Origin of the sequence: Azohydromonas sp., assembly GCF_035325925.1 — a bacterium.
GTDB lineage: Bacteria > Pseudomonadota > Gammaproteobacteria > Burkholderiales > Burkholderiaceae_C > Calidifontimicrobium.
In genome coordinates this window covers 25,237-45,203 of the sequence record NZ_DAOKZA010000014.1, presented here as the reverse complement: position 1 = coordinate 45,203, position 19,967 = coordinate 25,237, and the positions used below count along the sequence as shown (strand labels likewise).

Genomic DNA, 19,967 nt, shown 5'->3' with positions numbered 1-19,967 from the left:
ACCGGGAGCCAGCGAGTGAAGCGCGACATCATGGACATGACGGCGATGACCGGCCTGCTGGCGAACGCGCCGCAGGGCGGCGACACGGTGCTCGAGGCCGAACGCGTCGAGAAGACCTACCCGAACGGTACCCACGCGCTCAACGACACCAGCGTGCGCGTGCGCCGCGGCGAGTTCGTCTCGCTGCTCGGGCCCTCGGGCTGCGGCAAGAGCACGCTGCTGAAGATGTTCGCCGGGCTCGAGGCGCCGTCGTCGGGGCGCATCGTGCTGCACGACGGCGAGGACGCCGCCGGGCCGGCGAGCGGCCACCGCTCGATGGCGATGGTGTTCCAGGAAGCCACGCTGATGCCTTGGGCGCGCGTCGACGACAACGTGCGCCTGCCGCTGGATCTCGCCGGCGTCGCGAAGAACGACAGCGCGCCGCGCGTGCGCGACGCGCTGGAGATGGTCGGTCTGTCGCAGTTCTCGCGCGTGTACCCGCGCGAGCTCTCGGGCGGCATGCAGATGCGCGTGTCGATCGCACGCGCGCTGGCGGTGCAGCCGAGCATCCTGCTGATGGACGAGCCCTTCGGCGCGCTCGACGAGTTCACGCGCAACAGGCTCGACAGCGACCTGTACCAGCTGTGGCGCAAGCGCGGCTTCACGGTGGTGTTCGTCACGCACAGCATCTACGAGGCGGTGTTCCTGTCCAGCCGGGTGGTCGTGATGGCGGCGCGCCCGGGGCGCGTGATCGCCGACGTCGCGATCGACGCGCCGGCCGAACGCGACGACGCGTACCGCGTGTCGCAGCCGTTCATCGACAACTGCCGCGTGCTCTCCGAGCACCTCGCGCGCGCCAACCGTGGCGAGCGCTGAGCGCCGCCGCCCACCGCCGGAGAACCCCATGAGCGCCACCCCCACCGTCACCGCCGGCGACGTGCCGGCGCTGGCCGACCGCACCACCGTGCGCGTCGGCGCACCGGCCACCCTGGGCGTGCTGCTGATCGCGCTGTGGCAGGCCGTGTGCACCTGGTTCGAGGTGCCGGCCTACCTGGTGCCGTCGCCGCTGGAGATCGCGCGCACGCTGGTCGCCGACTGGGCGCTGCTGTCGTCGGCGCTGATGACGACGCTGAAGATCACCTTCGCCGCGTTCGCGCTGGCCGTCGTGCTGGGCGTGGCCGCGGCGTTCCTGTTCGTGCAGAGCAAGCTGATCGAGGTCAGCCTGTTCCCGTACGCGATCATCCTGCAGGTCACGCCGATCGTCGCGATCGCGCCGCTGATCATCATCTGGGTTCGCGACCCGATCCCGGCGATGGTGATCTGCGCGACCATCGTCGCGCTGTTCCCGATCATCAGCAACACGATCCTCGGCCTGCGCAGCGTCAACCCGGGGCTGAAGAACCTGTTCAAGCTCAACCGCGCGAACCGCTGGCAGACGCTGATGCGGCTGCGCGTGCCCTCGGCGCTGCCGTACTTCTTCGGCGGCCTGCGCATCTCGAGCGGTCTGGCGCTGATCGGCGCGGTGGTCGCCGAGTTCGTCGCCGGCACCGGAGGCACCGCGTCGGGGCTGGCGTACCAGATCCTGCAGTCGGGCTTCCAGCTCAACATCCCGCGGCTGTTCGCGGCGCTGCTGCTGATCACCGCTACCGGCATCGTGCTGTTCATGGCGATGGCGGCGCTGTCGAAGTGGGCGCTGGGCGGCTGGCACGAAAGCGAGATGGACCATTGAGCGCCGGCCGCTACCTGATCCGCGGCGCCGACGCGCTGGTCACCGGTGCCGCCGGCGCCGCGGCACGCAGCGACGCCAGCGACCTGCGCGTGGCCGACGGCGTCGTCGTCGAGGTCGGCCGGGGGCTCGACGCCCGGCCCGGCGAGCGCGTGCTCGACGCCGCGCACTGCGTCGTCACGCCGGGCTGGGTCAACACGCACCACCATCTGTTCCAGTCGCTGCTCAAGGGCGTTCCGGCAGGCATCGACCGCACGCTGATGCCGTGGCTGCAGGCGGTCCCGTACCGTCACCGCGGCGCGTTCGACGAGGCGACGCTGCGGCTGGCGGCGCGCATCGGCCTGGTCGAACTGCTGCTGTCGGGCTGCACGACGGTGGCCGATCACCACTACCTCTACCACCCGGGCATCGGCTTCGACACGTCGGCGGTGCTGTTCGACGAGGCCGAGCGGCTCGGGCTGCGCTTCATGCTGCTGCGCGGCGGGGCGACGCAGGTGCGCCACGTCGAGGCCGACGCGCCGGCGCACCAGCGCCCGGAGAGGCTCGACGGCATGCTCGCCGACGTCGAGCGCACGGTGCAGCGCTTCCATCAGCGCGGATCGCGCGCGATGCGCCGCGTCGCGTTCGCCCCGACGACGATCAACGTCTCGCTGCGCGCCGACGAGCTGAAGCCGGTGGCACGCGCGGCGCGCGCGATGGGCGTGCCGCTGCACTCGCACCTGTCGGAGACGGTGGCCACGATCGAGCACGTGCGCCAGCAGCACGGCATGCTGCCGGTCGAGTTCGCGGCCGAGCACGAATGGCTGGGGCCCGACGTGTGGTTCGCGCACCTGGTGCACGTCTCGCCGTCGGAGCAGCGTCTGCTGGCGTCCACCGGCACCGGCATCGCGCACTGCCCGCAGAGCAACGGCAGGCTGGGCAGCGGCGTGGCGCCGGCGCCGGCGCTGGCACGGCTCGGTGCACCGGTGTCGATCGGCGTCGACGGCGCCGCGTCGAACGAAGCGGCCGACATGGCGAGCGAACTGCACTTCGCGTGGCTGGTGCACCGCGCGCACGCGGGCAGCCGGTCGCGCGCGCGGCCCGAAGGCCAGGGCGAGGCGGGCGCCGACGCGGTCACCGCGTACGACGTGATGCACTGGGCCAGCGCCGGCGGCGCGCGCGTGCTCGGCTTCGACGGCGTCGGCACGCTGGCGCCGGGCATGGCCGCCGACCTGGCGGTGTGGTCGCTCGACGACCCGCGCTTCTTCGGCCTGCACGACCCGGGCGTCGCGCCGGTGGCCAGCGGCGCGCGCCCGCGGCTGAAGTGGCTGCTGTGCGACGGGCGCGTCGTCGCCGAGGACGACGCGGTCCCGGGCCTCGACCTGGCGGCGCTGCGCGACGAGGCGCGCGCCGCGGTGCGTCGCATCGCCGCGGGCTGAGCGTGGCGATGCGCCGCATCGTCGTCGGCATCAGCGGCGCGTCGGGCTTCGTCTACGGCCAGCGGCTGCTCGAGCTGCTGCGCGGCGTCGACGACCTCGAGGTGCACCTGGTCGTCAGCCGCGCCGCGAAGCTGACGATGGCCTGCGAGAGCGGGACCAAGCTCGCCGACCTGCACGCGCTGGCGCACCAGGTGCACTCGAACGGCGACGTCGGTGCGTGCGTCGCGAGCGGCTCGTACCGCACGCTGGGGATGGTCGTGGCGCCGTGCTCGATGAAGACGCTGGCCGAGATCGCCACCGGCAACGCGGCGTCGCTGATCGCACGTGCCGCCGACGTGATGCTCAAGGAGCGCAGGCGCCTGGTGCTGCTCGCGCGCGAGACGCCGCTGAGCCTGGTGCACCTGCGCAACATGGTCGCGGTCACCGAGATGGGCGCGATCGTCGCGCCGCCGGTGCCGGCGTTCTACGCCCGTCCGGCGAACCTGGCCGAGATGGTCGACCACACGCTGGGCCGCGTGCTCGACCTGTTCGACCTCGACGTCGGCACCGTGCACCGCTGGGCCGGTACGGCGGCCGAGCGCAGGGCGGCGGTCGCGGGCTGACGCGCCGGCTCGGCGCGGCGCCGGGGCCCGCTGCACCCGCCGTGCGCGAGGCGTGCGCATGCTGAAGCCGGGTGCACCCGCACCGCACGACGGCGCCGCCGCGGAGCGCGGGCAGCCGACCCGCCAAGGCCGCGGCAGTGCGCAGCGCGGGCGACCGCACCGGTCCGACCCGCGCGGGCCGTCCCCATGCCGACCCGGCGACGACGGGCGCCGCGGCATCGAGCGGCACTCATCGAGTGATCCGATCAAGATATACGACTCAGCCCGTTTACCGATCGGGGGCGGCCCTGCACGATGCACGCGTCAGACACCGTGAGGGAACTGCCGATGAGGCCCTTCGACTACCACGCGCCGACCACGCTCGACGATGTCGTCGCGCTGCTGCGCTGCCACGACGGCCAGGCCAGCGTGTTCGCCGGCGGCACCGACCTGCTGGTCGAGATGAAGGAGCAGGTGCGCAGGCCGGCGCACCTGATCAACCTGAAGCGCGTGCCGGCGCTCGACCGCCTGAGCTACGACGCGCGCGACGGCCTGCACGTCGGCGCGCTCGTCAGGGTGCGCGACATCGAGACCTCGCCCGACGTGCAGCGCCACTACGCAGGGCTGTGGCAGGCGGCGCGCGAGCTCGGGTCGATCCAGGTGCGCTGCCGCGCCACGCTGGCCGGCAACGTCTGCCGCGCCTCGCCGTCGGCCGACACGCTGCCGCCGCTGATCGCCGACGCCGGCGTCGTGCATGCGCACGGGCCCGACGGTGCGCGTCGCATCGCGGCCGAGGACTTCTTCACCGGGCCGGGGCGCACCGTGCTCGCGCGCGACGAGATCGTCACCGCGTTCACGCTGCCGCCCCCGCCGGCGCGCAGCGGCAAGGCTTACCTGAAGCACGGCCGGCGCAAGGCGATGGAGCTGGCCACCGTCGGCGTCGCGGTGTCGCTGACGCTGGCCGACGACGGCGCGGTCGACGGCGTGCGCATCGTGCTCGGTGCCGTCGCGCCGACGCCGATGCGCGCACGCCGCGCCGAGGACATGCTGCGCGGCGAGCGGGTCGGCCCGGGCCTGCTCGAGGTCGTCTCGCGCACCGCGATGGACGAGAGCCGGCCGATCAGCGACGTGCGCGCGAGCGCCGAGTACCGCCGCCGCATGGTCGGCGTGCTGACCCGGCGCGCGATCGAACAATCCCTGGAGCGAGCACGATGAAACGACTGGTGAAGCTGACGATCAACGGCGAGCCGCGTGAGCTGCACGTCGAGCCGCACCGCAGCCTGCTCGACGCCCTGCGCGTCGAGGCCGCGCTGACCGGCACCAAGAAGGGCTGCGACGTCGGCGACTGCGGGGCGTGCACCGTCGTCGTCGACGGTCGCCCGGTCAACGCCTGCCTGGTGCTCGCCGTCGAGGCCGAAGCTGCCGAGGTGCAGACCATCGAGGGCCTGCAGCCCGGCCCCGACCACGTGCATCCGCTGCAGGAGCAGTTCATGCAGTGCGGCGCGGCGCAGTGCGGCTTCTGCACCCCCGGCGTGCTGATGATGGCCAAGGCGCTGCTCGACGAGAACCCGAACCCGACCGAGGCCGAGATCCGCTTCGCGCTGGCCGGCAACATCTGCCGCTGCACCGGCTACACGAAGATCGTCGAGGCGGTGCAGCGCTGCGCGCGGCAGGAGGTCGCGGCATGAACGCGCACGTGATCGACGAGGCGCGCGCGCTGGCGCAGCCCGAGGCCGCCGGCGCCCTGGCGGTGGTCGGCCACAGCGTCAAGCGCCGCGACCTGCTCGACAAGGTCACCGGCAACGCCGTCTACGTCGGCGACCTGCAACTGCCCGGCATGCTGTACGGCAAGACGCTGCGCAGCCAGGTCGCACACGCGCGCATCGTGCGCATCGACGCGTCGCGCGCGCTGGCGCTGCCCGGCGTCAAGGCGGTGCTCACGCACGAGAACGTGCCGCGCGTGCTGCATTACGGCTCGCCGCACCCGCGCTCGGCGTCGTGCACGAAGGACCAGTACATCCTCGACCGCAAGGTGCGTTACTGGGGCGAGGGCGTGGCCGCGGTCGCCGCGGTCAGCGAGGAGATCGCCGAGCAGGCGCTCGCGCTGATCGAAGTCGAGTACGAGCCGCTGCCGGCGGTGTTCGACACCGACGCCGCGCGCGCCCCCGGTGCACCGCTGATCCACGACGTCGGCCCCGGCGGCAACCTCGTGCAGCCGCCCACGCGCGTCGTGCGCGGCGACGTCGAACGTGGCTTCGCCGACGCCGACGTCGTGATCGAGGGCGAGTACCGCACCGGCCGCCCGACGCCGGCGTACATGGAGCCCAACGTCTGCGTCGCACAGTGGGACGGCAACGGCAAGCTGACGATGTGGAGCTCGACGCAGACCGCGTTCATGGTGCGCGGCGCGCTCGCCGAGGTGCTCGGGCTGCCGCTGAACCACGTGCGCGTGCTCGTCGACCACATGGGGGGCGGATTCGGCGCCAAGCAGGACCTGTTCCAGCACGAGTTCCTGTGCGCGCTGCTCGCCAGGCAGACGCGCAAGCCGGTGAAGATGGAGTTCACGCGCAAGGAGACCTTCCTCGGCGGGCGATCGCGTCACCCGTGCCGCATCTGGCTCAAGCAGGGGTTCAAGCGTGACGGCACGATCACCGCACGCCAGGCGCGCCTGGTGTACGACTCGGGGGCCTACGGCTCGCACGGGCCGGGCGTGACCAACGTCGGCACCGCATCGCTGACCTCGCTGTACCGCTGCGAGAACGTCGACCTCGAGGGCCTGTGCGTCTACACCAACAACCCGATCGCCGGCGCGTTCCGCGGCTACGGGGTGGTGCAGGCGTACTGGGCGCTCGACCTGCAGATGGACGAGGCGGCCGAGAGGCTCGGCCTGGACCCGGCGGCGCTGAAGCTGAAGAACGCGGTGCGCGACGGCGACGTCGCGCCGTCGGGCCACCCGCTGGTCGGCCACGGCCTGGAGGACTGCATCCGCCGCGGCATGGCCGAAGTCGGCTGGGGCGTCGAGCGCCCGCGCAAGCGCGCGCCCAAGGGTGCGCTGCGCTACGGCTGGGGCATCGGCTGCGAGATGCACGGCTCGAGCGCCTACCCCGGCATCAAGGAACAGGGCAATGCCATCGTCAAGATGAACGAGGACGGCAGCGCGACGCTGCTGACCGGCGCCGCGGGCCTGGGCACCGGTGCGCACACCGCGCTGGCGCAGATCGTCGCCGAGGAACTGGGCGTGAAGTTCGACGACGTCTCGGTGGTGCACGGCGACACCGACGTCGTGCCGTGGGACATCGGCGCCTTCGCCAGCCACACCACGTTCATGGTCGGGCGCGCGGCGCAGATCGCGGCGCAGCAGGTCAAGGCGCAGATGCTCGAGCGCGCCGCGCAGCGGCTCGACGCGCCACCGCGCGACCTCGTGGTGCGCGACGGCGTCGTCTCGGTGACCGGTCACCCGCAGCGCAGCGTCGGCGTGCGCGAGGTCATGCAGCCGGCGCTCGGCATTCCGTCGGCGCACCTCGTCGGCCACGGCAGCTACACGCCGACCAAGGCCTACTCGTTCGCCGCGCACTTCGTCGAGGTCGCGGTCGACACCGAGACCGGGCAGATCGAGGTGCTGCAGGTCGTGCCGGTGCACGAGTTCGGCAAGGTGATCCACCCGGTGGCGGCGTCGGGACAGATCGAGGGCGGCATCCAGCAGGGCATCGGCCATACGCTGACCGAGGACCACCTGGTCGACCCCCGGACCGGCCGTTCGCTGAACGCCAGCTTCGTCGACTACAAGATGCCCCTGTCGATGGACATGCCGCCGATCCGCACGATCATGCTCGAGACCGCCCCCGACCCCGGCGGCCCGTACGGCGCCAAGGGCATCGGCGAGGACCCGATCATCGCGATCGGGCCGGCGATCGCCAATGCGGTGCACGACGCGATCGGCGTGCGCTTCCGCGCCTTCCCGATCACCCCCGAGAAGGTCCTGCAGGCCCTGGCCGAGGTGAATCCATGAGCGAGCCCACGCTGTTCGCGCGCGCGCGTCCGGTGCCGGTGACGATCCTCACCGGGTTCCTGGGCGCGGGCAAGACGACGCTGCTGAACCACATCCTGACCGAGCGCCACGGCCACCGCATCGCGGTGATCGAGAACGAGTTCGGCGAGATCGACGTCGACTCCGACCTCGTGCTCAGCAGCGAGGAGGAGATCTACCAGATGACCAACGGGTGCATCTGCTGCGTCGCCGACGTGCGCGAGGACCTGGTGCAGGTGCTGGGCAAGCTGCTCGCGCGGCGCGAGCGCTTCGACCACATCCTGGTCGAGACCAGCGGGCTGGCCGACCCGACGCCGGTGGCGGCGACCTTCTTCATGGACCACGAGGTCGCGCGCCAGGTGCGGCTCGACGCCATCGTCACGCTGGTCGACGCGAAGCATGCGCTGGCGCACCTCGACGACCCGCGGCTCGACGGCGCCGACAACCAGGCGGTCGAGCAGATCGTCACCGCCGACCGCATCGTGATCAACAAGGTCGACCTCGCGACCGGGGACGAGCTCACGACGCTCGAGGCGCGCGTGCGCGCGATCAACGAGACCGCCGAGATGCTGCGCTCGAGCTACGCCAGGGTCGACGTCGGACGCATCCTGGGCATCAGCGGCTTCCTGCCGCCGCCGATGGTGCTGCAGGACGACGCGCTGGCGCACGCGTGCGACGCGCACTGCGACCACGCGCACGCCCACGCCGATGCGCCGGGCCACGCGCACGACCCCTCGGTCGACTCGGTGTCGCGCGTCTTCGACGCCGCGTTCGACCGTCAGCGCCTGCTCGACTGGCTCGCGACGCTGGCCGACGCGCGCGGCGACCAGCTGTTCCGCCTCAAGGGCATCGTCGCGATCGACGGCGACGAGCGCCGCCACGTGCTGCAGGGCGTGCACCGGCTGATCGACCTGCAGCCGGCCGACGACTGGGGCGGGCGCAAGCCGCAGAGCAAGCTGGTGTTCATCGGCCGCGAACTTGACGAGGCGCAACTCGACCGCGGCCTGCGCGCTTGCCTGGCCGACTGAGCTCCGTACCATCGCGGCATGGAGAACCTCGATCTGACGGTGCTGCGCGCGCTGCGCGACTGGCGTGCCGCGGGCCGGCACGCGCTGCTGGCCACCGTGGTCCACACCTGGGGCTCGTCGCCGCGGCCGGTGGGCTCGATCCTGGCGCTGCGCGACGACGGCGTTGCCGTCGGCTCGGTGTCGGGCGGCTGCATCGAGGACGACCTGATCGCGCGCCACGTGCACGACGGTGGCCTGCCGCACGGTGCGCCGCGCTTCGTGCGCTACGGCGTGACCGCCGACGAGGCGCACCGCTTCGGCCTGCCCTGCGGCGGCACGCTCGAGCTGCTGCTCGAGTTCGACCCCGACGCGGCGACGCTGGCCGCGCTGGTCGAGCGGCTCGAAGCCGGCGCGCTGATGCGCCGGCGGGTGTGCCTGGCCGACGGCGCCGTCACGCTCGAGCCCGCCGACCGGCCCGAGGGGCTGCGGCGCGACGACGCGACGCTGGCCGTGACCTTCGGCCCCGAGTACCGGCTGCTCCTGATCGGCGCCGGCCAGCTCGCCGAGTACGTCGCGACGATGGCGCTGTTCAGCGGCTTTCGCGTCGCCGTGTGCGACCCGCGCAGCGAGTACCGCGACACCTGGGCGGTGCCCGGCGTCGCGCTGAGCGCCGAGATGCCCGACGACGCGGTGCGCGCGCTGCGCCCCGACCGGCGCAGCGCGGTGGTGGCGCTCACCCACGACCCCAAGCTCGACGACCTGGCGCTGATCGAGGCGCTGGGCAGCGAGGCGTTCTACGTCGGCGCGATCGGCTCGCGGCGCAACAACGACGCGCGCCGCGTGCGCCTGGCCGAGCACTTCGACGTGCCGGCGCACGCGCTGGCGCGGCTGCGCGGGCCGATCGGCCTGTTCATCGGCAGCAAGACGCCGGCCGAGATCGCGGTCAGCGTGATGGCCGAACTGCTCGCGGTGAAGAACGGCGTCGCGCTGCCGCCGGCGGCCGAGGTGGCCACCGCGAAGGCGATGCTCGAGGTCGCACCCGGCGGCGCGGTGCTGTGCGGCGCCGAGCCGCTGCGCTGAGCGGCCGGGCCGCGCGCCTCACTTCGCCGCCGGCCAGGGCTCGGGCACGCGGTTGCGCACCGGCGGCAGCGTGCGCAGGTACGCGTAGATCGCCGCGAGGTCGTCGTCGGTGAAATTGGCGTAGACCGGGATCGGCATCGGCGGGAGCACCTCGCGCCCGCGGCCCATGTGCCGGCCGGTGCGGATCGTCTCGCGGAAGTCGCGCAACGTCCACTCGCCCAGGCCGGTGTCGGGATCGGGGGTCAGGTCGGCCGCGAAGCTCACGCCCCACGGGCCGGCGAACGCGGTGTTGGTGGCCGACGAGATCACCAGCCAAGGGCCCTCGGGGTGGCCCGACAGCGTGCGCGACAGGTCGGGCTCCGGCCCCTTGGGGCCCATCTTCAGCGGCGTGTGGCAGTCCATGCAGCCCGGGGTGGCGACCAGGTACTTGCCGCGCGCGGCCATCTCGACGCTCGGCGCGCCACCGACCTGGGCGGCGGCGTTGGCAGCGAGCAGCGCTGCCGCCAGCGTGGCCGTGGTGGCGAGTGGCCGGCGCGCGGCGAGGCGGTTGGCGCGGTGCGGCGGGATTCGGGCGGTGGTCACGGTGCGTTCTCCATCGAGCGGGTGAGGTGGTGTTCGATCCAGCGCTGCACCAGCGCCAGACCTTCGGGATCGGGGCGGTCGGTGCCCAGCGGCGGCATCTGCGTGCGCGCGTCGCGTGTGCGCATGCGAACGACGAGCACGCTGTCGTCGGGCCGGCCCGGCGTCGCGATGCGTGCGTCGTCGCGGCGACCCGGGGGGCGCCAGCGGCTGCTCGCGTCGACCAGCGAGCGCAGCACGGCGGCAGACGAAGCTGCCGGGTCCGTCGCCGACTGTTCGAGCGTTAACCGCACCGGCGCGCGCCACTCGCTGCGGTTGTGGCAGTGCGCGCAGTTGCCGTGCAGGTAGCCCAGCGCCGCGCGCTCGACCGCCGAGTCGGCGGCGATGCGCGGCGGCGCCTCGAGCAGCGCCGCGGGCAGCCGCTGCAACTTTCCGCCTCCGACCAGGCTGCGCAGGTCGACGTCGCCGCGCTGCGGGCGAGGTGCCACCAGCGGGTCGCGGTCGGGCGACAGCTGCAGCGCCGAGAAACCGAGCACCGGCACGCGCGTGCTGCCGTGGCAGGCCAGGCAGTCCTTGCGCGAGGGCACGACGTAGCGCCCGTTCGGCGCCCCGTCCTCGGCGATCGTCATCCCCTCGGCCGGCGCGAGCGTGGCATCGCCGCCGGCCGCGTCCCACACGTAGGCCGCGAAGTGCCAGCGGCCGTCGGCGCGGCGTTCGACGACCCGCGTCTCGAGCTTGCGCCCGCCCAGCGCGAACTCCTTCCACAGCTGCGTGCCGGGGGGGAAGCGCCAGGCGTCGGGGTCCGACGCGTCGATCGCCGCGCCCGCGGACAGGCGGATCCAGCGCCGTTTGAGGGTGCCGTCGGACCACAACGGGTACTGCGGCGTGAAGCCGGCGATGTCGGCCGGCGGTTCGCCGTTCAGCGGCAGCCCGGTGTCGGTCAGCCGCTGCGGCCAGACGGGGTCGGCGGCCGCCGCGGCGACCAGCGACGCGCCGCACAGCAGCGCGGTCGCGGCGCGGCGGACGGAGCTTGGGGCGGGCGGCGGCGTCGGCGTGGCGGATCGGATCGCGTGACCCGTACTGTGTGCGCCGCCGCGCGCCGCGGAATCGCCCAGAGGAGCCGGCGGCGGCGGGCCATCGCCCGCCGCCGCACCGCGGCTTGCCGATGCGCTCAGCGCGGCTCGAGGATCGCCGCGGCGCGCTCGAGCGCCTGCGGCGAGATCTGCGCGAGCACGCCGTCGAAGTCCCGGCCGCGTGTCGCGTCCAGCCCCATGCGCGACGTGGTGCCCGCGCCCGAGGCCGACGGGTCGAGCGCGCTGCCGGGCAGGCCGTCGATGACCATCAGGTCGCGGTGCGGCTGGAAGTGCGTGGCCAGCGCCCACAGCACCTGCTCGTCGCGCGTCACGTCGACGTCGTCGTCGACCGCGATCACGGTCTTCAGGTACGGGTCCCAGCCGAGCAGGCCGAGCATGACCTGGCGCGCCTCGCCGTCGCGCATCGGCTTGAGCGCGACGTAGGCGTGGAAGTGCGTGCCCGAGGTCGGGTAGTGCAGCGCGGTGACGCTGGGAAATCGCTGGCGGATCTTCTCCACCATCTCGGACTCGCGCGGGATGCGCGCCAGGTTCAGGTGCTCGCTGGCGTTGCCGCCCATCACGTCGACCAGCATCGGGCGCGCGCGGTGCATCAGCGTGTGCACCTGCAGCAGGTTGTTCGTCGAGCGGTTCGACGAGTAGCCGGTGAACTCGCCGAACGGCCCCTCGTCGGCGTGCGCCGCGGGGTCGATGACGCCCTCGAGCACGTATTCGGCGCCCGCCGGCACGGCGATGCCGTGGCGCGGCGTGCGCACCACCTCGAGCGGCGCGCCGAGCAGGCCGCCGGCGACGTGGCGCTCGTCGGCACCGAACGGCAGCCGCGCCGACGCGGCGAGCATCACCAGCGGGTGCATGCCGACGACCATCGCCACCGGCAGCGGTCGCCCGCGCGCGGCGGCGATCTGCAGCAGCCGCCACAGGTCGCCGCGCGAGTGCAGGCTGGTGGCCAGCGCGTCGCGCGCGTGCAGCGTCGAGCGGTGGTAGCTCATGTTGCCGGCGCCGGTGTCGGGGTGTTCGGCGACGATCACCGCGTTGGTCACGTACGGGCCGCGGTCGCTGGCGAAGTGGCGCAGCATCGGCAGCTGGTGCGCCAGGTCGATACCGTCGCTGACCACGACCTCGCTCACCGGCGCCGACTCGACCACGCGCGGCGCGCAGGCGGCGCGCGCACGCGCCTGGTAGGCCTCGTGCAGCCGGTCGACGCGCACGCCGAACCAGTGCGCGACGCGCTCGCGCGACGCGAACAGGTTGGTCGCCACCGGCACCGTGAGGCCGCCGACGCGCTCGAACAGGCACAGCGGCCGGCGGCCGTCGCGCTCGAGCGCGTTGACGACCGCGGTGATCTCCTGGTCGGCCGACACCGGCTCGCCGACGACGAGCACGTCGTCGGGCCGCTCGGCACGGTAGCGCGCGATGAACGATTGCGCGTCCTGCGCGCCGTCGATGTGCATGCCGTTGCTCCGTCGCCCGGTGGCGCAGCGGCGTCGTCGGGCGCCGCCGCGGCGGGTCAGTCGACCATCGCGTAGGTGTCGGTCAGCCGCGCCTGCGCCTCGGCCATGTCGCGCGGCGGCGGCGTGGTCTTGATGCCCACCAGCCGCGCGATGTTGTTGCCCATGTAGTCCTCGAGCGTGTCCTCGTCGAGGCCGATGCCGTGCGGCGGCGGCGCGCACAGCATCTCGAGCTCGCGCAGCCACATGCCGGGTTCGTTCGGCGGGCTGTCGGTGCCGAAGACGATCTTGTGCTTGGGCAGCTGCTTGGCGAACTCGGCGATGCGCGCCTGGAAGCACCAGCCCGACTCGCAGACGACGTTGGGCGTGTCCATCGCCATCCAGAACGCCTCGAAGCTGTAGTTGCCGCCGGTCTGGATGCCGAAGTGACCGATGATGAAGTTGACCATCGGGAACTCGCGGATGATCGGGTAGAACATCGTCGGGATCGTGAACGGCCCGTCGCCGGTGTGGATCAGCACCACGATGTTGTACTTGGCGCACATCTTCATCGCGGGGCGCAGCCAGTCGAGTGCGCGGTCGGGCCGGTAGCCGTGCATGTTGGCGTGCAGCTTGATCATCTTGAAGCCGTAGGCCTTGTGGTGGTGCTCGATCTCGAGCGCGCCGTTCTCCGGCCCCCAGCGCGGGTTGTAGGTGAAGTTGCCGATGAAGCGGTCGGGGTACTTCTGGCACAGCTCGGCGATGTAGGCCATGTAGTCGCGGATGCCGTCGCGTCCGCGCCGGTTGCCGTCGCGGTAGCCGGTGTTGCCCGGGGGCGGCTGGATGAAGCCCATGTCGATGCGCCGGGGCTTGCCGTTGATCATGTACGGCCCGTCCATCAGCTTGAGCATGCGCTCGCCGGTGAACGGCGTGCCGGTGTGGCGCCAGGCCTCGTCGACGAGGTTGGTCGGGTGCAGGTGGGTGTCGATGATCATGATGCGCTCGCGGCTCAGTACAGCGGGATCACGGGTTGCGGCTCGACGCGCCGGCCGAGCCGCTCGCAGGCCTCGTCGAAGCTGCGCGGCGGCGGCGAGGTCGGCAGGCCGACCATGCGCGCCACGTTGTTGCCCAGGTAATCCTCGAGCGTGTCCTCGTCGAGGTTGAGCCCCTGCGGCGGGTTGCTGCACAGCACCTCGAGCAGGCGCAGCCACATGCCAGGTTCGTTCGGCGGCGTGTCGCTGCCGAACAGGATCTTGTGCCTGGGCAGCGTCTTGGCGAACTCGACGATGCGCGACTGCAGGCACCAGCCCGACTCGCAGTAGACGTTGGGCAGTTCCATCGCCCACTGGTACGGCTCGAAGCAGTACACACCGCCGGTCTGCACGCCGAAGTGCGCCATGATGAAGTTCACCGTCGGGAAGGCCTTGATCATCGGCACCCACTCGGTGGGGATGCTGTACGGGCCGTCGCCGGTGTGCAGCTTGACCAGCACGCCGAGCTCGGCGCACTTCTCGAAGCACGGGCGCACCCAGTCGAGCGCGCGGTCGGGCCGGTAGGCGTGCATGTTGGCCTGCATCTGCACCATCCTGAAGCCGTGCACCTTCACGTAGTGCTCGAGCGCCTCGACGCTGGCCTCGACGCCGCAGCGCGGGTTGTAGACGAAGCAGCCGATGAAGCGGTCGGGGTGGGCCTGCACCATCTTCAGCGTGTAGGCCATGTAGGCGTCGATCGACTCGCGCCCCGACAGCTCGCCGTCGGTCCAGGTGTAGATCGTGTTGCCCTGCGGCGGCTGGATGAACGCCTTGTCGATGCGCCGCGGCTTGCCGTTGACGAAGTACGGCCCGTCCATCATCGCGAGCAGCCGCTCGCCGGTGAAGGGCTCGCCGTCGTGCCACCAGGCGAGGTCGACCTGGTCGGTGGGGTAACAGCTGGTGTCGATGATCATCGCGGTCCTCACGGGTGGGGCACACCCATGCTGACACCGCCGTGTCGATCGACAAACGGGGGCAACGGGATAAATTGATCGGCGCCGGCGATCAGCCCGGGGCGCGGACCGCCTTCAGGCCGCGGCCATCGCGTCGTCGCCTTGAGGCGCGGGGCTGTCGCCGAAGGTGTCGGTGAACGTGAAGTACAGCGACACGTAGAACACGCAGGTGAACACCAGCGCCGCGGGCATCGCGACCAGCCCGGCGAGCTGGCGCACGCCGAGCAGGCCGAACAGCAGGCCGAACGCGACGCTGACCAGTGCGATCATCGCCAGCCAGCCACCGACGTACAGCAGCATCGCCGCGCGCGTGCGCCACACCGCGAGCGTGCTCGAGAACAGCGCCTGCAGCGCACCCTGGCCGCCCCACAGCACCAGCGGCGGCGCGTGCCAGAACGGGATCGCCAGCAGCGCGGTCAGGCCGAAGCGCGCGACGACGCCCCACAGCAGCCGGTCGTCGTCGAACAGCGCGTCGAGTTCGGCGGTCTCGGTGCCGCTGCGATCGGGCGTGGCCAGCAGCACCTGCACGCGCTCGAAGCGCCCGCCGTCGAGCGCGTCGGACACCACCATCACCAGCAGCGTCGCCAGCGCGTAGTAGGCGCACAGCTGCAGCAACGCGCGGCGGCGGCGGTCGTCGCCGCGCAGCGGCTCGAACAGCTGGCCGGGGTGCACCGGCCCGCCGGCGAGCGCCGACCGCGTGGCCACCATGTAGCCCAGCGACAGCAGCGGCAGCGCCATCATCACGACGATGCCGCCCAGGTAAGGCAGCGCCATCGCGACCAGCGCGCCGAGCAGGAACACGACGAACAGCAGCGTGAACGCCAGCGGGCGGCGGAAGAAGGTGCGAAACGCCGCCTTCAGCCACGCCAGCCCCTGGCGAGGCTCGACGGTGCGCAGGTGCAGGGCCATCGGGTCAGTCGGCCGGCGGCGGTGGGTGCCACGGCGTGGCGATGCGCCCGCGCAGCACGCGCTCGAACGGCGCCGGGTCCTTCGCCTCGAGCAACTGCGCGTCGCGCGGCAGGTGCCAGTCGCGCAGCCGCGACAGCCAGAAACGCAGCGCCGCGGCGCGCAGCAGCGCCGGCAGCAGGCGGCGCTCGCCGCCGGCCAGCGGCCGCACCGCCTCGTAGGCGCCGACGAGCACCGCGGCGCGTTCGTCGACGCCGCGCCCGCTGTCGAGGTCGACGCACCAGTCGTTCAGGCACACCGCCAGGTCGAAGGCGAAGGCGTCGACGCCGGCGAAGTAGAAGTCGAGCACGCCGGTGAGCCGCTCGCGCCCGGGCAGGCCGTCGAACATCACGTTGTCGCGGAACAGGTCGGCGTGGATCGGCCCGCGCGGCAGCGCCGCGTGCGCCGGCGACGCGGCGAGCTCCTGCTGGAACCCCAGTTCGTCGCGCAGCAGCGCGGCCTGCGGCGCATCGACGTGCGGCAGCACCTCGGGCACCGTGCGCGCCCACCAGTCGAGCCCGCGCAGGTTCGGCTGCCGGCGCGGGTAGTCGGCGACGGCCAGGTGCATGCGCGCGAGCACCTCGCCGACCTGCGCGCAGTGGTGCGCGTCGGGCGCCAGCTGGTGCGCGCCGGGCAGCCGGTCGACCAGCGCCGCCGGCTTGCCGCGCAGCGTGTGCAGGATCTCGCCGCCGGCGTCGGCGCGCGGCTCGGGCACCGGCAGGCCCTTGCGCGCCAGGTGTCTCATCAGGTGCAGGTAGAACGGCAGCTGGTCGAGGCCCAGGCGCTCGAACAGCGTCAGCACCCACTCGCCGCGGTCGGTGACGACGAGGTAGTTGGTGTTCTCGATGCCGGCGCGGATGCCGTGCAGCGCGACCAGGCGGCCGATGTCGAGCCGATCGACGAGGGCGTCGGCCTCGTCGAACGAGACCTCGGTGAACACCGCCATGAACGCCGTCAGAAGCTCAGCACGTGCCACACGCGCTGGCCGGCGGCGCCGCGGGTGGAGCCGGGGCCGGGGGCGAGGTTGCGCGCCCCGTCGGCGGGCAGCACCTCGTAGCGCGACCCGCGTTCGCCCTTGGTCTGCACGACGATGCGCCGCACCTCGCCGCGAACGCGCAGTTCCTCGACGCGAACGCCGTCGTCCTCGACCACGCTGCGCTGCACGCGCGGCTCGGGCGGGGTCGGCGCGGCGCCCGACGGGGCCAGCGGCGGCTGCGCCCACGCCTGCGAGCACAGCCATGCGAAGGTCCAGGCCAGCAGGCGGATCGGGGTCGGCGACATGCGAGGGATTCTACCGACGCCCCTCGGGCACGGTCGGTGCGCGCGCCCGCGCCGTACCATGCCGGCATGACGCAAGACACGCTGCTGCTCGTCGACGGGTCGAGCTACCTGTACCGCGCCTACCACGCGATGCCGAACCTGACCGCGCCCGACGGTTTCCCCACCGGCGCGATCCACGGCTTCATCGCGATGCTCAGGCGCCTGCGCGAGCAGGTGCCCGCGGCGCAAGCGGCCTGCGTGTTCGACGCCAAGGGCCCGACGTTCCGCGACGCGTGGTACCCCGAATACAAGGCGCACCGCCCGCCGATGCCCGGGCCGCTGGCGCAGCAGCTCGCGCCGATCCACGAGGTGGCGCGCCTGCTCGGCTGGCCGGTGCTCGAGGTGCCCGGCATCGAGGCCGACGACGCGATCGGCACGCTGGCGCGGCGCGCCGCCGAGGCCGGCCAGCGCGTCGTGATCTCGACCGGCGACAAGGACCTCGCGCAGCTCGTCTCGCCGCAGGTCACGCTGGTCAACACGATGAGCAACGAGACGCTCGACGTCGACGCCGTGACGGCCAAGTTCGGCGTGCCGCCCGAGCGCATCGTCGACTACCTGACGCTGGTCGGCGACGCGGTCGACAACGTGCCCGGCGTCGAGAAGGTCGGCCCGAAGACGGCGGCCAAGTGGATCGCCGAGCACGGCTCGCTCGACGGCGTGATCGCCGCCGCCGACGGCATCAAGGGTGCCGCGGGCGAGAACCTGAAGAAGGCGCTCGACTGGCTGCCGCAGGCCCGGCGCCTCGTCACGGTGGCCACCGACTGCGACCTGTCGGGCGCGGTGCCCGGCTGGCCTTCGCTCGACGCGCTCGGGCTGCGCGACGTCGACCGCGAGGGCCTGCTCGACTTCTTCAACCGCTACGGCTTCCGCACGTGGAAGCGCGAGCTGGAAGAAGCGCTCGGCGGCGCGGCCGAGGGCGCGCCGCCGGCGGCCGGCGACGCCGCGGCCCCGCTCGCGCGCCACTACGAGACGGTGCTTGCGTGGGAGCGGCTCGAGCATTGGATGCAGCGCGTCGCCGGCGCCGCGCTGGTCGCGCTCGACACCGAGACCGACTCGCTCGACCCGATGCGCGCGCGCATCGTCGGCGTGAGCTTCGCGGTGACGCCGGGCGAGGCGGCGTACGTGCCGCTCGCCCACGACTACGCCGACGCGCCGGCGCAGTTGCCCCTCGCCGACGTGCTCGCACGGCTCAAGCCCTGGCTCGAGGACCCGAAGGCGGCCAAGATGGGCCAGCACCTGAAGTACGACACGCACGTGTTCGCGAACCACGGCATCGCGCTGGCCGGCGTCGCGCACGACACGCTGCTCGAGAGCTACGTGCTCGAGGCGCACCTGGGCCACGGCCTCGAGAGACTCGCCGAGCGGCACCTGAACCGCAAGGGTCTGAGCTACGAGGACCTGTGCGGCAAGGGGGCGAACCAGATCCCGTTCTCGCAGGTCGACGTGCAGCGCGCCACCGAGTACTCGGGCGAGGACAGCGAGATGGCGCTGCACGTGCACCATGTGCTGTGGCCGCGCATCGCCGCCGAGCCGGGGCTGCGGCGCGTCTACCAGGACATCGAGCTGCCGGTCAGCGTCATCCTCGCGCGCATCGAGCGCCACGGCGTGCTGATCGACGCGAAGCTGCTGGCGCAGCAGAGCCGCGAGCTGGCCGAGCGCATGGTCGCGCTCGAACGCGAAGCCTACGAACTTGCCGGACAACCGTTCAACCTGGGCAGCCCGAAGCAGATCGGCGAGGTCCTGTTCGGCAAGCTTGGGCTGCCGGTGAAGAAGAAGACCGCCAGCGGCGCGGCGAGCACCGACGAGGACGTGCTGACCGAGCTCGCCGCCGACTACCCGCTGCCGGCGAAGATCCTCGAACACCGCGGCCTGGCCAAGCTCAAGGGCACCTACACCGACAAGCTGCCGCAGATGGTCGACCCCCGCACCGGGCGCGTGCACACCAGCTACGCGCAGGCGGTGGCGGTGACCGGTCGGCTGGCGAGCAACGACCCGAACCTGCAGAACATCCCGATCCGCACGCCCGAGGGGCGGCGCATCCGCGAGGCCTTCGTCGCGCCGACGGGGCACGTCATCGTCAGCGCCGACTACTCGCAGATCGAGCTGCGCATCATGGCGCACATCAGCGAGGACCCCGGCCTGCTGCGCGCCTTCGCGCAGGGGCTGGACGTGCACCGCGCCACCGCCGCCGAGGTGTTCGGCGTGCCGCTCGACGCCGTGAGCAGCGAGCAGCGCCGCTACGCCAAGGTCATCAACTTCGGCCTGATCTACGGCATGGGCGCGTTCGGGCTGGCGAGCAACCTGGGCATCGAGACCAAGGCGGCGAAGGACTACATCGACCGCTACTTCCAGCGCTTCGCCGGCGTCAGGCGCTACATGGACGAGACGCGCCGGCGCGCCGCCGAGCAGGGTTACGTCGAGACGCTGTTCGGGCGGCGCGTGTGGCTGCCCGAGATCAAGGGCGGCAGCGGCCCGCGCCGCGCCGCCGCCGAGCGGCAGGCGATCAACGCGCCGATGCAGGGCACTGCGGCGGACCTGATCAAGATGGCGATGATCGCGGTGCAGCGCGCGATCGACCGCGAGCAGCGCGCGACGCGCATGATCATGCAGGTGCACGACGAACTGGTGTTCGAGGTGCCCGACGCCGAGCTCGCCTGGGCGCGCGACGCGGTGCCGCGGCTGATGGCCGGCGTCGCCGAACTGCGGGTCCCGCTGCTCGCCGAGGTCGGCGTCGGCGCGAACTGGGACCAGGCGCACTGAGGAATCCCCGAAGCGGCGATGGCGCGTCCGGGGGGGGGGAGGG

General features: G+C 72.6%; 19 protein-coding genes. 11 read left to right on the top strand and 8 right to left on the bottom strand.

The window, feature by feature from the left end:
* Positions 1-45 precede the first annotated feature (45 nt).
* From PKC53_RS07385 to PKC53_RS07345, 9 genes are all read left to right on the top strand, one after another.
* On the top strand, positions 46-855 hold the full coding sequence (locus tag PKC53_RS07385) for an ABC transporter ATP-binding protein (RefSeq protein ID WP_324427769.1): 810 nt from the start codon (positions 46-48) through the stop codon (positions 853-855).
* A 28-nt stretch (positions 856-883) separates the two neighbouring features.
* Complete coding sequence (locus PKC53_RS07380) at positions 884-1,708, top strand: ABC transporter permease (RefSeq protein WP_324427728.1); 825 nt, start codon at positions 884-886, stop codon at positions 1,706-1,708.
* Positions 1,705-3,123 carry an amidohydrolase family protein gene (locus PKC53_RS07375; protein ID WP_324427727.1) on the top strand — a complete coding sequence of 473 codons (1,419 nt, stop codon included), beginning with the start codon at positions 1,705-1,707 and terminating at the stop codon, positions 3,121-3,123. Before PKC53_RS07380 ends, PKC53_RS07375 begins: the two co-directional genes overlap by 4 nt.
* Positions 3,124-3,125: 2 nt before the next feature.
* A complete protein-coding gene (locus PKC53_RS07370) occupies positions 3,126-3,725 on the top strand; it encodes a UbiX family flavin prenyltransferase (protein ID WP_324427726.1) in 600 nt (199 codons plus the stop codon).
* Between the two features lie 327 nt (positions 3,726-4,052).
* On the top strand, positions 4,053-4,919 hold the full coding sequence (locus PKC53_RS07365; protein WP_324427725.1) for a xanthine dehydrogenase family protein subunit M: 867 nt from the start codon (positions 4,053-4,055) through the stop codon (positions 4,917-4,919).
* Positions 4,916-5,392, top strand: coding sequence for a (2Fe-2S)-binding protein (locus tag PKC53_RS07360; protein ID WP_324427724.1), 477 nt, complete (start codon positions 4,916-4,918; stop codon positions 5,390-5,392). Before PKC53_RS07365 ends, PKC53_RS07360 begins: the two co-directional genes overlap by 4 nt.
* Positions 5,389-7,713 (top strand): xanthine dehydrogenase family protein molybdopterin-binding subunit, encoded by a 2,325-nt coding sequence (locus PKC53_RS07355; RefSeq protein WP_324427723.1) that lies wholly within the window; start codon positions 5,389-5,391, stop codon positions 7,711-7,713. Before PKC53_RS07360 ends, PKC53_RS07355 begins: the two co-directional genes overlap by 4 nt.
* Entirely contained in the window at positions 7,710-8,759 is a 1,050-nt protein-coding gene (locus PKC53_RS07350) for a GTP-binding protein (RefSeq protein ID WP_324427722.1), read from the top strand. Before PKC53_RS07355 ends, PKC53_RS07350 begins: the two co-directional genes overlap by 4 nt.
* An 18-nt stretch (positions 8,760-8,777) precedes the next feature.
* Positions 8,778-9,818 (top strand): XdhC family protein, encoded by a 1,041-nt coding sequence (locus PKC53_RS07345; RefSeq protein WP_324427721.1) that lies wholly within the window; start codon positions 8,778-8,780, stop codon positions 9,816-9,818.
* Between the two features lie 18 nt (positions 9,819-9,836).
* On the opposite strand, the gene PKC53_RS07340 is transcribed toward PKC53_RS07345, so the two are convergent.
* Together PKC53_RS07340 and PKC53_RS07335 are read right to left on the bottom strand one after the other, a co-directional pair.
* Positions 9,837-10,400, bottom strand: a complete 564-nt coding sequence (locus PKC53_RS07340; RefSeq protein ID WP_324427720.1) for a c-type cytochrome — start codon at positions 10,398-10,400, stop codon at positions 9,837-9,839.
* Positions 10,397-11,269: a hypothetical protein gene (locus PKC53_RS07335; RefSeq protein WP_324427719.1), complete on the bottom strand. Its 873-nt coding sequence runs from the start codon at positions 11,267-11,269 to the stop codon at positions 10,397-10,399. The genes PKC53_RS07340 and PKC53_RS07335 overlap by 4 nt, the downstream gene beginning before the upstream one ends.
* Positions 11,270-11,282: 13 nt before the next feature.
* Between PKC53_RS07335 and PKC53_RS07330 the strand changes: the two genes are divergently transcribed.
* The gene (locus tag PKC53_RS07330) at positions 11,283-11,471 is read left to right on the top strand and encodes a hypothetical protein (RefSeq protein WP_324427718.1); all 189 of its coding nucleotides are present in this window, start codon (positions 11,283-11,285) and stop codon (positions 11,469-11,471) included.
* A 97-nt stretch (positions 11,472-11,568) separates the two neighbouring features.
* Here the strand turns inward: PKC53_RS07330 and PKC53_RS07325 are convergent, their stop codons facing one another.
* The 6 genes from PKC53_RS07325 to PKC53_RS07300 all read right to left on the bottom strand — a co-directional run bounded on the left by PKC53_RS07325 (position 11,569) and on the right by PKC53_RS07300 (position 17,125).
* Complete coding sequence (locus tag PKC53_RS07325) at positions 11,569-12,939, bottom strand: UbiD family decarboxylase (RefSeq protein ID WP_324427717.1); 1,371 nt, start codon at positions 12,937-12,939, stop codon at positions 11,569-11,571.
* A gap of 56 nt (positions 12,940-12,995) precedes the next feature.
* Entirely contained in the window at positions 12,996-13,910 is a 915-nt protein-coding gene (locus tag PKC53_RS07320) for an amidohydrolase family protein (RefSeq protein WP_324427716.1), read from the bottom strand.
* Positions 13,911-13,924: 14 nt separating this feature from the next.
* Positions 13,925-14,860, bottom strand: a complete 936-nt coding sequence (locus PKC53_RS07315; RefSeq protein WP_324427715.1) for an amidohydrolase family protein — start codon at positions 14,858-14,860, stop codon at positions 13,925-13,927.
* 114 nt (positions 14,861-14,974) lie between these two features.
* Positions 14,975-15,808: a BPSS1780 family membrane protein gene (locus tag PKC53_RS07310; RefSeq protein WP_324427714.1), complete on the bottom strand. Its 834-nt coding sequence runs from the start codon at positions 15,806-15,808 to the stop codon at positions 14,975-14,977.
* A 4-nt stretch (positions 15,809-15,812) separates the two neighbouring features.
* Positions 15,813-16,790, bottom strand: coding sequence for a homoserine kinase (locus tag PKC53_RS07305; protein ID WP_324427713.1), 978 nt, complete (start codon positions 16,788-16,790; stop codon positions 15,813-15,815).
* Positions 16,791-16,798: 8 nt separating this feature from the next.
* Positions 16,799-17,125, bottom strand: coding sequence for a hypothetical protein (locus tag PKC53_RS07300; RefSeq protein ID WP_324427712.1), 327 nt, complete (start codon positions 17,123-17,125; stop codon positions 16,799-16,801).
* 66 nt (positions 17,126-17,191) lie between these two features.
* On the opposite strand from PKC53_RS07300, the gene polA reads away from it, so the two are divergent.
* Positions 17,192-19,924: a DNA polymerase I gene (gene polA / locus PKC53_RS07295; RefSeq protein ID WP_324427711.1), complete on the top strand. Its 2,733-nt coding sequence runs from the start codon at positions 17,192-17,194 to the stop codon at positions 19,922-19,924.
* Positions 19,925-19,967 lie beyond the last annotated feature (43 nt).